Here is a 13,172-nt window from a genome sequence, read left to right on the forward strand (position 1 = left end):
GGACGTTACTCGCCGCGGACGAACGTGACCGGACACGGCGCGTTCAGCATGACTTCCTGTGCCGTGGAGCCGAAGACGGCCTTGCCGGTCGGCGAGCGCTTGCGGCCGCCGACGACGACGAGATTCGCGTTCTCTTCCTCGGCGAGATCGACGATCTGCTGGCCGTGGTTGCCGACGGCACCGCGGACGCTGTAGTCGATGCCGGCGTCGCTGAAGCGGTCTTCGAGCTCGCGGACGGTCGTGTGCCGATCGGCGACCTCGTCCGGGTCGGCCTCGCTGGCGGAGGCGAACTCCAGTCGGTCGACGACGTTGTCGTACTCGTCGTCGGTGAATACGTGGGCGATGACGACGCTGGCCCCCGCGGGTCCGGCGATGTCCGTGACGGCCGCGGCGAGTTCGTCGATTCGGTCCTTGTCGTTCGGTCCGACTGCGAGGAGAATTCTCTCTAGTGCCATAGCGGCCCTCCACGGGGCTCGGAAGTAAAGGCTTCGGTGACTACTACGCCCGTTGTGACTTCTCCCACGCTAACATCGTGGGCTTTCCGTTCGGTGAGCGAGTGAAGTTTGACTCGTACCGTGGTAGTGACTTCGCGGTGCATCGTTATCGTCCGGTCTGGGGTTCGATGTACCCCTCGATGGTCTGATTCACCACCTCGCCCGCAGAGGGTACCGAACGAGCGTCGGAGCCGGCGTTATCCGGTGTTCTTCATGCCGGCCGCGACACCCTGCACCGTCAGGCGGAGCGTCCGCTTCTCGGTCTCGGTGAGGTGTGACTGCGCCAGCAGGCGGACCTGCAGGAGGTTCAGCGGGTCCACGTACGGGTTCCGCCGTTCGAGGTTCTCTTCGAGCCAGTCACGCGAGAGCAGACCCTCGCGGCCGCCGATCTCGAGGGCGAGATCGACCGTCTCGCGGTACTCCTCCTCGATGCGCGGGAAGATGCGCTCTCGCAGCTCGTCGTCGGCGAGGTCGGCGTACTGGCGGGCGATGTCCATGTCCGTGCGGGCGAGCGCCAGCGAGGCGTTGTCCAGCTTCGTCCGGAAGAACGGCCACTCCTCGTACATCTCCTTGAGCGTCTCGACGTCGCCGCCGTCGTCCAGATAGGCGTTGAGTCCGGTGGCGATGGAGTACCAGCCCGGGATGATACAGCGGGCCTGCGTCCACGAGAACACCCACGGGATCGCGCGCAGGTCGTCGACGCTGCGGTCCTCGCTGCGGGAGGCCGGCCGCGAACCCATGTTGAGGTTCTCGATGACGGTGATGGGCGTCGCCTGCTCGAAGTACTCGACGAAGCCGTCCGTCTCCAGCAGGTCCTGGTACTCCTCGCGGGCGGCGTCGGCGGCCGTCTCCATGGCCTCGGACCACTCGTCGGGGATCTCCTCGACGGGTTCGTGCATCGAGTTGTGGCGGGCGCGGACCTGCGCGTTGAGCATCTGCTCTAAGTTGCGCTCGGCGATGTCGTGGTTGGCGTACTTCTCGGCGATGGCCTCGCCCTGCTCGGTGAACTTGATCTGGCCGGTCACCGTCTCGTTGGGCAGCGCGAGCATCGCGTCGTTCATCGGGCCGCCGCCGCGGGAGATCGAGCCGCCGCGGCCGTGGAACAGGCGCATCTCCACGTCGTAGTCGTCGGTGATGTTCGCCAGTCGCTTCTGGTTGTTGTACAGCGACCAGTTCGCCGCGAGGAATCCGTTCTCCTTGTTGGAGTCCGAATAGCCGAGCATTATCTCCTGAATGCCCTCGCGAGCGTCGAGCGCCTTCGAGTAGGCCTCGTTGTCGAACAGCGTCCCCATGATGCGCCGGGCGCCGGAGAGGGCGTACTCCGATTCCAGCAGCGGGACGACGTCCAGCCCGCAGTAGCCCGGCAGATCGACGATGCCGACCTGATCGGCGAGGAAGAGGACTTCGAGCACGTGGCTCGGCTCCTCGCACCAGCTGATCGCGTAGGTGTCGATGGCGTCGACGCCGAACTCGTTCTGCCAGTCGGCGGTCTTCCGGAAGCGGCGGAAGACGCGGGTGGAGTCGTCCGAGAGCCCCTCGGTGTCCTCCATGTCGACGATGGGTTCGTCCTGCAGGACGGCCTCGGTGAGGAACTCGACGCGTTCGTCCTCGTCCATCCCGGCGTAGTCGATGCCCTGCCGGTCGACGGCCTCAGTGATGGCGTCGGTGTGCATCTTCCGGTGGTCCCGGAGGTCGAGACTGGCGAACGCGAAGCCGAAGGTGTCGACCTTCCGAATCAGCGGATCGACGTGCGCTTCGGCGACGACTTCCGCCTCGTTCTCGCGCAGGCTCTCCGCGATGGTCCGGAGGTCCCTGATGAGCTCTCCCGACCCGTCGTAGCCGCCCTGCCGGACGTCGCTGACCCGGAGGACGGACTCGCGCATCAGCTTGAGCTTCTGGCGGTACGGCTCGTCGGGGTAGCGTTCCTCGGCTTCGGCGGCGACGCCGGGAAGCCGGGTCTTGTGCTCGCTCAGGCGCTCGTCGAAGGCGGCGTCGGTCGTGATGTTCGAGGCGTCCTGGCTGAGCACGCCGGAGAGTTCCTTGAGCTTGTCGCGGTACAGCGGCAGGACGGTGTCGCGCTGGCGTTCGAGCGTCTCCTCGGTGACCTCCGGCGTGACGAAGGGGTTGCCGTCGCGGTCCGAACCTGCCCACGAACGGAACTCGTACAGTTTGGGGACGTCGATGTCCTCGGCGTACTCCTCGTCCAGCGCGTCTTCGAGTTCGTCGTACACCTCGTCGATGACCTCGAAGAGGACGTTCTCTAAGTACCACTGGACGTTGAGCGCCTCGTCGGTGACCTCGGGGCGGCGGTCGCGGACCTGCGGCGTCTGCCAGAGGCTCGTGACCTCCGCCGCGAGATCGCGTTCGACGGTCTCCTCCTCGCGGTCGGTGAGGCGGACCTCGTCGAGCGTTTCGAGGTCGTTCGCGACCGCGCGGAGCTTCGCTTTCACCGTCTTCCGCCGGGCCTCGGTCGGGTGGGCGGTGAACGTCGGCTGGATGAGCACGTCGTCGAGGACTCGCTGTACCTCTTCGGCGTCGGCGTCGCGGTCCGAGAGCCGCTTGACGGCGTCGAGGACGCTGTCCTCTAAGACGCCCTCCTGACTGCCCTCGCGGATCTCCCGGACGCGTTCGCGCTCCTCCGCGAGGTTGATGAGCTCGAAGTACGTCGTGAACGCCCGCGCGACGATGTCCTCCATCTCGGGGTTGAGGCGGTCGAGCGTCTGTCCCACGCCTTCTCGATCGTCCGCGTCGCCACGCCGATACTCGATGGAGGACGTCCGGATGTCCTCGACGATCTCGAACGCTTCCGTCGACGACTGCGCCTCCACGATCTCGCCGAGGAGCTCGCCTAACTCCCGCACGTCCTGACTTACCTCTCTGGCGTGCAAAGTCATACCAGTCTTTCCCGAGGGGAGGCCTAAAACACTATTGAAACGGCGTAGCACGACGGCGGAAACGTCTGTAGTAATTCGTGATAGAAGGGGTGTGGCGGCGGAAATCGACAACGGTTCGTGACACCATACCTAACTTTTCGCGGCGGTTCTCGCGGGCCGGTCGATACCGTCGTGGGAAGAATGATTTATCATTACGGAGATATCATCTTCGGTAGCGTGGACAGCCCATGATAGACATCGCCATGGACATGGAGCAGTACGACTGTCCGTTCATCGACACGACGGCGGACCATGGTGTCGCGTTCGCGGCGGTCCACTGGGATTTCGACACCGCCAAGCGGGAACTGGAGACGCGGATGGTCGTCGAAGCCGACGACCGGGAGGTGCTCGACCACGGGCTCTCGACGTTGCAGGACCACCCGAACATGAACGACGTCTCGCTGCTGCGCCGGCAGGACGCCGCTGCTCACATCCGGACGGTCATGGTCGAGACGACGGCCATGGAGACGATCCGGGACAACGGGGGGTACATCACCGGTCCGTTCCACATCGAGGCCGGCAGCGAGGTCTGGCACGTCGGCTTCGACCGGGGCCGGGACGCCGACGACACGCTCTCGGAACTCGACCGCGACAACGAGTTCGACGTCATCGAGCGCTCGCCGGCCAGCCTGCCCGAGTTACAGGACGTCGCCCACAACGCGGGCGCGGCGATGACGCTCATCGAGGGGTGTCGCGACCTCTCGGAGACCGAACGCGAGACGCTCGAAGAGGCCGTCTCCTCGGGGTACTTCCAGAGCCCGCGCGACGCGACGCTCGGGACGCTGGCCGAGGAGTTCGGCGTCTCGAAACCCGCCGTCTCGAAGAACCTCCGCCGGGGCGAGCGCAAGATGATCGAACGCGTCGTCGACGCGCTCGAAGACATCGACTCCTGAGGCTCGTTCGTCGGCGTTAACATGTGAACGCGACACACTATGGTAATCGTTCGTGTAGTTACATCTGTATGCGAGATCACATCACACGGCGGCGCGTACTCGGTGCGCTCGGTGTCGGGATCACCGGCCTCAGTGGCTGTGTAAACGAAGACGGCGGCGACGGCGGCGATGGCGGCGACGGTGGTGACGGCAACGGTGGAACTTCAGACATGACAAGCGACGGCACCTCGACGGGCGGGTCGGACAGCGCACAATCGGTCAGCATCGGCGTGCTCCAGCCCCTCTCGGGGGACCTCTCGTACTACGGGAAGCAGTCGCTGTGGGGGTTCCTCTCGGGGCTGTCGTACAAGGCCGACCGGAGCCCGCCGGAGCAATCCAGTACGGGCGAGCTGTCGATGACCGTCGGCGACGTGGAGTACACGCTCTACATCCGCGACACGGAGTTCGCCGCGGACACCGCACAGACGGCCGCGACGAACCTCGTCAGCAACCAGGACGTCGACATGCTCACCGGGTGTTCCTCCTCGGGCGCGGCCGGGCGGGTCATCGGCAACGTCGTCAGTCAGGCCGGCGTCCCGATGATGGTCGGTCCGGCGGCGTCGGCGGGCATCACCGCCAACAGCGAGACGTGTTCGGACCTGGTCTACCGCGCCAGCGAGACCACCGCGATGGACGCCCGCTCCGGCGGGAAGTACGTCGCCAACGAGACCGACGTCTCGAAGGTGTACCTCTTCGGCGCGGACTACTCCTTCGGGCGCGCGGTGGTGAACAACTACAAGGCCGTCCTCCAGCAGGAGGGCGTCGAGATCCTCGATACCCGCTTCGTCGAGCGGGGATACGAGGAGTGGAGCGGGCTGCTCGACAACGCCGAGGAGGCCGGCGCGGAGGGCGTCGTCGGCGGCTTCACCGTCGCCACGCTCCCGCTGATGTTCAACGCCTTCCTCTCGGGCGACTACTCCTTCCGGGTCTTCGGCGGGTTCGCCACGCGCATCACCAACAGCGTCGTCGGCGGGACCCTCCAGAACGTCCTCGGCGAACCGCTCACCGGGGAAAAGATCCGAAACGCGCGGCTCGGCCCGTTCACCACGCGCTATCACTGGAACCAGTACGACAACGAGATCAACTCCACGTTCGTCGATCGCTACACCGCCACCTACGGCGTCGTCCCCGACCTGTTCACCTCGGGGACGTTCACGGGCGCGTCGGCCATCCATCAGGCCATCACCGAGGGCGGTTCGACGGCGGGCGCGGACGTCGCCGACGCGCTGAAGGGGATGACCGTCACGGACACGCCGAAGGGCGAGGGCGGGTACACCTTCCAGGAGTACAACAATCAGGCCCGCTCCGCGATGACCGTCGCCGACCCGATCCCGACCACCGACGAGTGGGCGGAGAACTGGGGCGCGGCCATCATGCCCAGCGAGCCGCTGGCCCGAATCGGGGAGAGCGAGACCACGATTCCGAAAGACAGCGACCAGATGGGTTGCTCGCTGTAACATGCTCAGAACGCGGGGCCTGACCAAGGACTTCGGCGGGCTGACGGCCGTCGACAGCGTCGACTTCGAACTGGGGACCGAACTCTGCTCGCTCATCGGCCCCAACGGGGCCGGGAAGACGACGTTCTTCAACCTCCTGACCGGGGTGTTAGACCCGACCGCGGGGACCGTCTCGCTGCGTCGCGGCGACGACTGGGAGGACATCACCGACGCCTCGCCCCACGAGACGGCCCAGCGGGGCGTCCACCGCTCGTATCAGGTGACGAACGTCTTCCCCGAGCGCACGGTCTTAGAGAACGTCCGCGTGGCCGAACAGGCCGCCGGCGGCGACTCGATGACCGTCTGGCGCAACGTCGACCACTTCGAGGGGTACACCGAGCGGGCGTACGCGAAGCTCGACCGGGTCGGACTGGCCGACCGGGCCGAGGACCCGGCGAGCACGCTCAGCCACGGGGCCAAGCGGAAACTCGAAGTCGCCATCGCGCTGGCCGGCGATCCGTCGGTTCTCCTGTTGGACGAACCGAACGCGGGCGTCTCCTCCGAGAGCGTCGACGAGGTGCGCGACCTCATCCGGGACGTCGCCGACGACCACGCGGTCCTCCTGGTCGAACACAACATGGACATCGTGATGGACGTCTCCGACCGCGTCGTCGTCCTCCATCAGGGCGCGGTCATCGCCGACGGCCCGCCCGAGGACGTGCGGGCGAACCCGGACGTCCAGTCGGCGTACCTGGGCGGCTACGAACCCGGAACGCTGGACGAGACGACGACCGGAGACGCGACCGACGACGAATCGACCGACTCGGGGGGCGTCGCGTGACCCTCCTCGAACTCGACGGCGTCCACGCCTACTACGGCGACAGCCACATCCTCGAGGGCGTGGACCTCTCCGTCTCGTCGGGGGAGGTCGTCGCGCTAGTGGGACGAAACGGCGTCGGCAAGACGACGACGCTTCGGTCTATCCTCCAGTTGACGCCGCCGCGCGAGGGCGACGTTCGGTTCCGCGGCGACTCGCTCGTGGGCCTCGAAACCCACGAGGTCGCCCGCCGCGGCCTCGGGTGGATCCCCGAGGACCGGCGGATATTCTCGCAGTTGACCGTCGAGGAGAACCTGCGGGCGGCCATCCCCGACGCCGACGGCGTTCGGGAGGGGCTGGGACTGGCCTTCGAGTCGTTCCCCATCCTCGAAGAGCGCCGCAGGCAGGAGGCCGGAACCCTCTCCGGCGGCCAACAGCAGATGCTCGCCATCGCCCGCGGCCTCGTCGGCGAGAACGACCTGCTGCTCGTCGACGAACCGAGCGAGGGGCTGGCCCCGCAGATCGTCGCGGACGTGGCCGAAGCCCTCGCGCGCGCGGCCGAGGACACTACCGTCCTGCTGGTCGAACAGAACCTCCCGCTGGCGTTAGATCTCGCCGACCGGTTCTACATCGTCGACAACGGCCGGGTCGTCGACGACGGCGACACTGACGCGGTGTCGGCCGACGACGAGCGCTTCAGGAGGTACCTCTCGGCATGATACTCGAAGCGCTCGCGGACTTCCTCACGCTCTCGGAACTGGGAAGCGTCTTCATCGAGGGCCTGGCGAAGTCGGCGCTGTACGTCATGATAGCCAGCGGGCTGACGCTCATCTTCGGACTGATGGGCGTGCTGAACTTCGCGCACGGGTCGCTGACGATGGTCGGCGCGTATCTGGGCGGGCTGATCATGGTCCTGACCGTCACGCAGGCGACCGGGACGGTCGGTCGCCTCGCGCTGTTCTTCGTCGCCATCGTCGCCGTCTTCGGCGCGCTGACGCTGCTGGGCGGTGCCATCGAGACGCGGGTCATCCGGCCGCTCTACGACAGACCCCCCATCTATCAGATCCTGCTGACGTTCGGGCTGACGCTCGTCATCGACGAGCTCGTCCGCATCGTGCTGGGCATCTACGGGATGCAGCCGCTGTCGGACTGGAACGCGGCGCTGGCGACGAAACCCCAGTTCCTGCGCCAGCCGGCCGCGCTCGGCCCCATCGACGTGCGGTGGCTGGCCGTCTTCGAGATCCTGCTCGGCCTGCTCACCGTCGCGCTCATCTGGGGCTTCCTCACGCGGACGCGCTACGGCCTCTACATCCGGGCCGGGAGCGAGGACGCCGAGATGGCCTCGGCGCTCGGCATCGACGTGCGGCGCGTGTTCACCGTCGTCTTCGCCCTCGGGGTCGGCCTCGCGGGCGCGGCGGGGACGCTCCTGATGTGGGACGTCTCCTGGGGCGCGAGCGTCCCGCTGGCGGCCGAGACGCTGCTTCCGGCGTTCATCGTCGTCATCGTCGGCGGCCTGGGGACGTTCCGGGGAACCGTCGCCGCCTCGCTCGTCGTCGGGATGACCGACTCGGTGATGACGTGGTGGTTCCAGAACTACATCACCTTCACCGGGCTGCCCGAACTGGTCCTGTTCCTCGTGCTGGTCGTGACGCTCATCGTCCGGCCGCAGGGCCTCTTCGGCGTCGAGGGGGTGGGCGGCCATTAGCACCGACACCGAGACCCAGTCCGCCGCCGCGACTGGGACCGACTGGCCGGTAGACTACCTCCGGGCGCACGTCCCGCACCTCGCGGTCGTCCTCGCGCTGCTGGTCTACCCCTCCATCTATCACTTCCTCGTCAACTCCGCGGTGAGCTACGAGGCGACGATGCTGTTGCCCACCGTCGAGACGATGACCTCGGTACTGTACTTCGGCCTGTTCGCCATGTCCTTCGACTTCATCAGCGGCTACACGGGCTACCTCTCGTTCGGCCACGCCGCGTTCTACGGCACCGGCGCGTACACGGTCATCCTCGTCGCTAACGGCGCGGTTCCCCTGTTCGGCTCGGGGACGCCGTTCATGGTGTCGCTGCTCGTCGCGGGCCTGCTCGCGGTCGTGCTCGCCGTCCTCGTCGGCCTCGTCTCCTTCCGCCTCTCGGGCGTCTACTTCGCCATGATAACGCTCGGGTTCGCGCAGGTGGTGTACGTCTTCGTCCGCGGGTGGGACTACGTGGCGACGAACCCCCGGGACGGCCCCTCCGTCGGGTCGGCCCACCGCGCCGGGTTCGAGATCGGCGTTCCCGGGATCGACCAGTTGAACCTCGCCATCGGCATCCTCACCGGCGACGAGGTGTCGCTGCTGGGTCAGACGCTCGGCAGCACCGCCGTCTCCTACTACATGGTCGGCCTCGTGGTGCTGGTCTGTTACCTCGCCATGCAGCGAATCATCCACTCCCCGTTCGGGCAGGTGATGCTCGCCATCCGCGAGAACGAGGAGCGCGCCGTCGCCATCGGATACGACACCTATCGCTACAAGCTGGCGGCGTTCGCCATCAGCGGCTTCTTCGCCGGCGTCGCCGGCGGCCTGTTCGCGGGCTTCCGCCGCTCCGCGAGTCCGGAGAACGCCTTCTACTTCCTGACGACCGGTGACGCCCTGCTGGCGAGCATCATCGGCGGCTTCGGCACGCTCGCCGGACCGCTGTTCGGCCGCCTGTTCGACGAGACGATCCGGGAGTTCCTCTCGACGTCCGGACAGGGCGGCGGCCTCCTCCCCTATCTCCGCGCGCTCCTTGGCGAGGAGACGCTCGGGACCCCCGTCGTGGGCGACATGACCTTCGGCGGCCTCATCGACACGCTGTTGAACGGTCACGCGGCCCTCTACGTCGGCCTCGTGTTCGTCCTGTTCGTCCTCTACGTGCCCGACGGCCTGCTGGGGACGATCCGCCAGCGGGCCGGCGGCAAGCTCGCGGTGGTCTCGGTCGGCGCGTTCGGCGACCCGAGCCCCGACCCCCCGACCGACGACGCCGGAGGTGACGAGCAGTGACCGTCCACGTCACCGGTCTCGGCACCTACCTCCCCGACGTGGTGCTCACGGGCGCGGACATCGCCGAACGGACCGACATCCCCGAGGAGGTGATCGTCGAGAAGATGGGCGTCAGGCAGAAGCACGTCTGCCCGCCCGACGAGGACCACCCCGCGGAGATGTGCGTCGCCGCCGCCGAGGACGCCCTCGCTGACGCGGCCCTCCGCCCCGACGAACTCGACAGCGTGCGCTACCACGGCAGCGAGTTCAAGGACTACGTCGTCTGGAACGCCGCCGCGGCCGTCGCCGACACCCTCGGCGCGGACGGCGCGTCGGCCACCGAGAGCTACGCGCTCTGTGCCGGCCTCCCCGTCGCGGTGCGGGAGGCGAAGGCCCTCCTCGAAACGGACGCGGGCCTCGACAAGATACTCCTCGTCGCCGCCAGCCGCGAGGAGGACCTCGTGGACTACGACGATCCCGACACCTCCTTCATGTTCAACTTCGGGAGCGGCGCGACGGCGCTGGTCCTCGAAGCCGACGCGCCCGACCGCGCCGTCGCTCGCGTCCGCGCGAGCGCCTCGCTGACCGACGGCAGTTTCAGCGAGGACGTGGTCATGCCGGCCGGCGGCACCCGCCGGCCGCCGAGCCACGACACGGTGGCGAACGACGAACACACGCTGCGCGTCCCCGAGCACGAGCGGATGAAGCGCCGGCTCGGCGAGGTCAGCCTGCCGAACTTCCGGCGAGTGGCCGACGACGCGCTCTCGCGCTCGGGGTACGACCGCGCCGACGTGGACTTCGCCGCCATCACCCACATGAAGCGGTCGTTCCACGAGACGCTGTGCGACGACTTCGGCCTCGGCCCGGACGACCACCTCTACCTAGACGAGTACGGCCACGTCCAGAGCTGTGACCAGGGGCTGGCCCTCGATGCGATCAGGGGAGACTTAGCGCCCGGCGACGTGATTCTCTGTCTCGCGGCCGGGACCGGCTACACGTGGGCGGCGTCGGTGCTGGAGTGGGGCACGGCGTAGCCCGCACTGGTCGGTTCACTGGGACGTTTACATGGTAACGCCCCCCTTGAAGGGCGTTCCGAGAGTAGGGTAGTCCATGCCAGATGCACGCAACGACGGCGTCCGCCTCGCCTACGAACGCGGGGGACCCGCCGACGCCGAGACGGTCGTCTTCGTCGAGGGATTGGGATACGGCCGCTGGATGTGGCGGTGGCAGCGCCGCGCCGTCGCCGACGACTACGATACGATTCTGTGGGACAACCGCGGGACCGGCGAGTCGAGCGAACCCGAGGGCCCCTACACCATCGAACAGATGGCCGGCGACCTCGCGGCGGTTCTCGACGACGCGGGCGTGGATTCGGCGCACGTCGTCGGCGCGAGCATGGGCGGGATGGTCGCCATGCAGTTCGCGCTCGACGACGACCGGGCGGAGTCGCTGACGCTCATGTGTACCTCCCCCGGCGGTCCCGAGGAGGTGCCGACTCCCGAAACCACGGTCCAGCGGATGTACGGCGCGCCGGGCGAGATGGACGAGCGGGAGGCGATCCGCTACAAGATGGCCCCGGCGCTCACCGACGAGTTCGCCGAGGAGAACGAGGACCTCCTCGAGCGCATCGTGGACTGGCGGCTCGACAGCGACGCCGGCGAACAGGCGCGACAGTGGCAGGGGGCCGCCGTCGAGGGCTTCGACGTCCACGACCGGCTGGGCGAAATCCAGGTCCCCGCGCTCGTCCTCCACGGCACCGCCGACCGGGTCGTCCCGATACAGAACGGGGAACGGCTCGCCGGCGACCTGCCCGACGCCGAGTTCGTCTCCCTCGAAGGCGCCCCGCACCTCCTCTTCGTCGAACGCCGCGACGAGGTGAACCGGTTGCTCACGGAGTTCCTCGAAGATGTCTGAGTTCGCCGCGGGACCGCAGGCGTGGGTCGGCGCGTGGAGCGAGAAACGGGCCTCGCTGACGCCCGACCGGGAGGGTCTCGTGGACGCGACGACCGGCGACCGCTTCACCTACGCCGAGTTGGACCGCCGGGCGAACCGGACGGCGCGACTGCTGCGCGAACACGGCGTCGCCGACGGCGGGCGGGTCGCCGTCGTCTCGCGCAACCGCCCGGCGGTCGTGGACTGCTTCTTCGCCACCGGCAAGATCGGCGGCGTCCTCGCGCCGCTCTCCCACCGCCTCGCGCCGCCGGAGCTGGGCGAACTGCTCGAACGCGTCGACCCCGGCTTGCTCGCGGTCGAAACGCCGTTCCTCGCCGACGTGCGCGAGGCGCTCGACGAGACGAACGGGCTCGAGACGACGCTGCTGGCGGTCGAAGCGTCCGATTCGGGCGACGGGACGGACGACGTGCCGGCCGATCTCTCGACCTACGCAGACGCGCTCCCCGAGGACGACTCACCCGTCGAGACGGCGACGCTCTCGCCCGAGGACCCGCATCTCCTGCTGCACACCGGCGGGTCGACGGGGACGCCGAAGGAGACGGTCGTCACCCATCGCGGTATCGTCTGGAACTCCGTGAACACGATCACCGCGTGGGGGCTGCGCGACGACGACGCGACGCCGATGGTGTTCCCGATGTTCCACACCGGCGGTTGGAACGTCCTCACGGTTCCGCTCTGGCACATGGGCGGCACCGTCGTCGTCGCCCGCGAGTTCGACCCCGGCGACCTCCTGCGAGTCATCGAGGAAGAGGGGGGTTCGGTCCTCGTCGCGGTCCCCGCCGTGTTGCGGATGATGACCGACCACGAGGCGTGGGAGTCGACGGACCTCTCGACGCTGCGCTTCGCCAAGTCCGGCGGCGGTCCCTGTCGCCAGTCCGTGATGGAGGCGTGGTGGGACCGCGACGTGGAACTCTCACAGGGATACGGCCTCACCGAGTGCGGCCCGAACAACTTCGCCATGCCGGAGGGATGGCCCCGCGAGCGCGCCGACGCCGTGGGCGTCCCGGCGATGCACGTCGATGCACGAGTCGTCCGCGAGTCGGCGGACGACTCGGAACGAGCGAGCGGCGACGGGACGGAGCCGCGAGCCGCCGAAGATGGGGAGGAAGTCCAACGGGGCCAGGTCGGGGAACTCGAACTGCGCTCACCGCACGCCGCCGCGGGCTACCTCGACAACCCCGAGGAGACCGAAGCCACCTTCGGCGGTGGATGGGTCGCCACCGGCGACCTCGCTCGCGTCGACGGGGACGGCTACTTCCACATCGAGGGACGGAAGAAACACATGTTCGTCAGCGGGGGCGAGAACGTCTATCCCGCCGAGGTCGAGGACGCCATCGCCGACCACGACGCCGTCTCGGAGGTCGTTGTCGTCCCGGTCCCCGACGAGCGGTGGGGCCAGGTCGGGAAGGCCGTCGTCGAACTCGCACCCGGCGCGGCGTCGCTCTCGCTCGACGACCTCCGGGAGTTCCTCGACGGGCGGCTCGCCCGGTTCAAACACCCGCAGCACCTCGCGTTCGTCGAGGCGATGCCGACCATCGGTCCGGACAAGATAGATCGACAGGCCGTCACCGAGCGGTTCGGGGAGTAGCGTCGATATCGGGCCGCTGT

11 protein-coding genes are annotated in these 13,172 nt (G+C 67.9%); 9 read left to right on the plus strand and 2 right to left on the minus strand.

Features of this window, described 5'->3' with window-relative positions:
- Positions 1–5: 5 nt before the first annotated feature.
- Positions 6–455, minus strand: a complete 450-nt coding sequence (locus EGH23_RS04320) for a universal stress protein (RefSeq protein ID WP_220578781.1) — start codon at positions 453–455, stop codon at positions 6–8.
- Between the two features lie 236 nt (positions 456–691).
- Positions 692–3,388 (minus strand): phosphoenolpyruvate carboxylase, encoded by a 2,697-nt coding sequence (gene ppc, locus EGH23_RS04325; RefSeq protein WP_220578782.1) that lies wholly within the window; start codon positions 3,386–3,388, stop codon positions 692–694.
- 227 nt (positions 3,389–3,615) lie between these two features.
- Here ppc and EGH23_RS04330 point away from each other — a divergent pair, with 227 nt between their 5' ends.
- The 9 genes from EGH23_RS04330 to EGH23_RS04370 all read left to right on the plus strand — a co-directional run bounded on the left by EGH23_RS04330 (position 3,616) and on the right by EGH23_RS04370 (position 13,152).
- Positions 3,616–4,320 carry a helix-turn-helix domain-containing protein gene (locus EGH23_RS04330; protein WP_220578783.1) on the plus strand — a complete coding sequence of 235 codons (705 nt, stop codon included), beginning with the start codon at positions 3,616–3,618 and terminating at the stop codon, positions 4,318–4,320.
- A gap of 68 nt (positions 4,321–4,388) precedes the next feature.
- The gene (locus tag EGH23_RS04335; protein WP_220578784.1) at positions 4,389–5,816 is read left to right on the plus strand and encodes an ABC transporter substrate-binding protein; all 1,428 of its coding nucleotides are present in this window, start codon (positions 4,389–4,391) and stop codon (positions 5,814–5,816) included.
- 1 nt (position 5,817) lies between these two features.
- Entirely contained in the window at positions 5,818–6,636 is an 819-nt protein-coding gene (locus EGH23_RS04340; protein ID WP_220578785.1) for an ABC transporter ATP-binding protein, read from the plus strand.
- The gene (locus EGH23_RS04345) at positions 6,633–7,331 is read left to right on the plus strand and encodes an ABC transporter ATP-binding protein (RefSeq protein WP_220578786.1); all 699 of its coding nucleotides are present in this window, start codon (positions 6,633–6,635) and stop codon (positions 7,329–7,331) included. The genes EGH23_RS04340 and EGH23_RS04345 overlap by 4 nt, the downstream gene beginning before the upstream one ends.
- Positions 7,328–8,317, plus strand: a complete 990-nt coding sequence (locus EGH23_RS04350) for a branched-chain amino acid ABC transporter permease (protein ID WP_220578787.1) — start codon at positions 7,328–7,330, stop codon at positions 8,315–8,317. The genes EGH23_RS04345 and EGH23_RS04350 overlap by 4 nt, the downstream gene beginning before the upstream one ends.
- Positions 8,318–8,432: 115 nt before the next feature.
- On the plus strand, positions 8,433–9,632 hold the full coding sequence (locus tag EGH23_RS04355; RefSeq protein ID WP_220579224.1) for a branched-chain amino acid ABC transporter permease: 1,200 nt from the start codon (positions 8,433–8,435) through the stop codon (positions 9,630–9,632).
- Positions 9,629–10,645 carry a 3-oxoacyl-ACP synthase gene (locus EGH23_RS04360; protein WP_220578788.1) on the plus strand — a complete coding sequence of 339 codons (1,017 nt, stop codon included), beginning with the start codon at positions 9,629–9,631 and terminating at the stop codon, positions 10,643–10,645. The genes EGH23_RS04355 and EGH23_RS04360 overlap by 4 nt, the downstream gene beginning before the upstream one ends.
- A 76-nt stretch (positions 10,646–10,721) precedes the next feature.
- On the plus strand, positions 10,722–11,525 hold the full coding sequence (locus tag EGH23_RS04365; protein WP_220578789.1) for an alpha/beta fold hydrolase: 804 nt from the start codon (positions 10,722–10,724) through the stop codon (positions 11,523–11,525).
- Positions 11,518–13,152 (plus strand): AMP-binding protein, encoded by a 1,635-nt coding sequence (locus tag EGH23_RS04370; RefSeq protein ID WP_220578790.1) that lies wholly within the window; start codon positions 11,518–11,520, stop codon positions 13,150–13,152. Before EGH23_RS04365 ends, EGH23_RS04370 begins: the two co-directional genes overlap by 8 nt.
- The last annotated feature ends 20 nt before the right edge of the window (positions 13,153–13,172 follow it).

This window comes from Haloarcula nitratireducens (assembly GCF_019599505.1).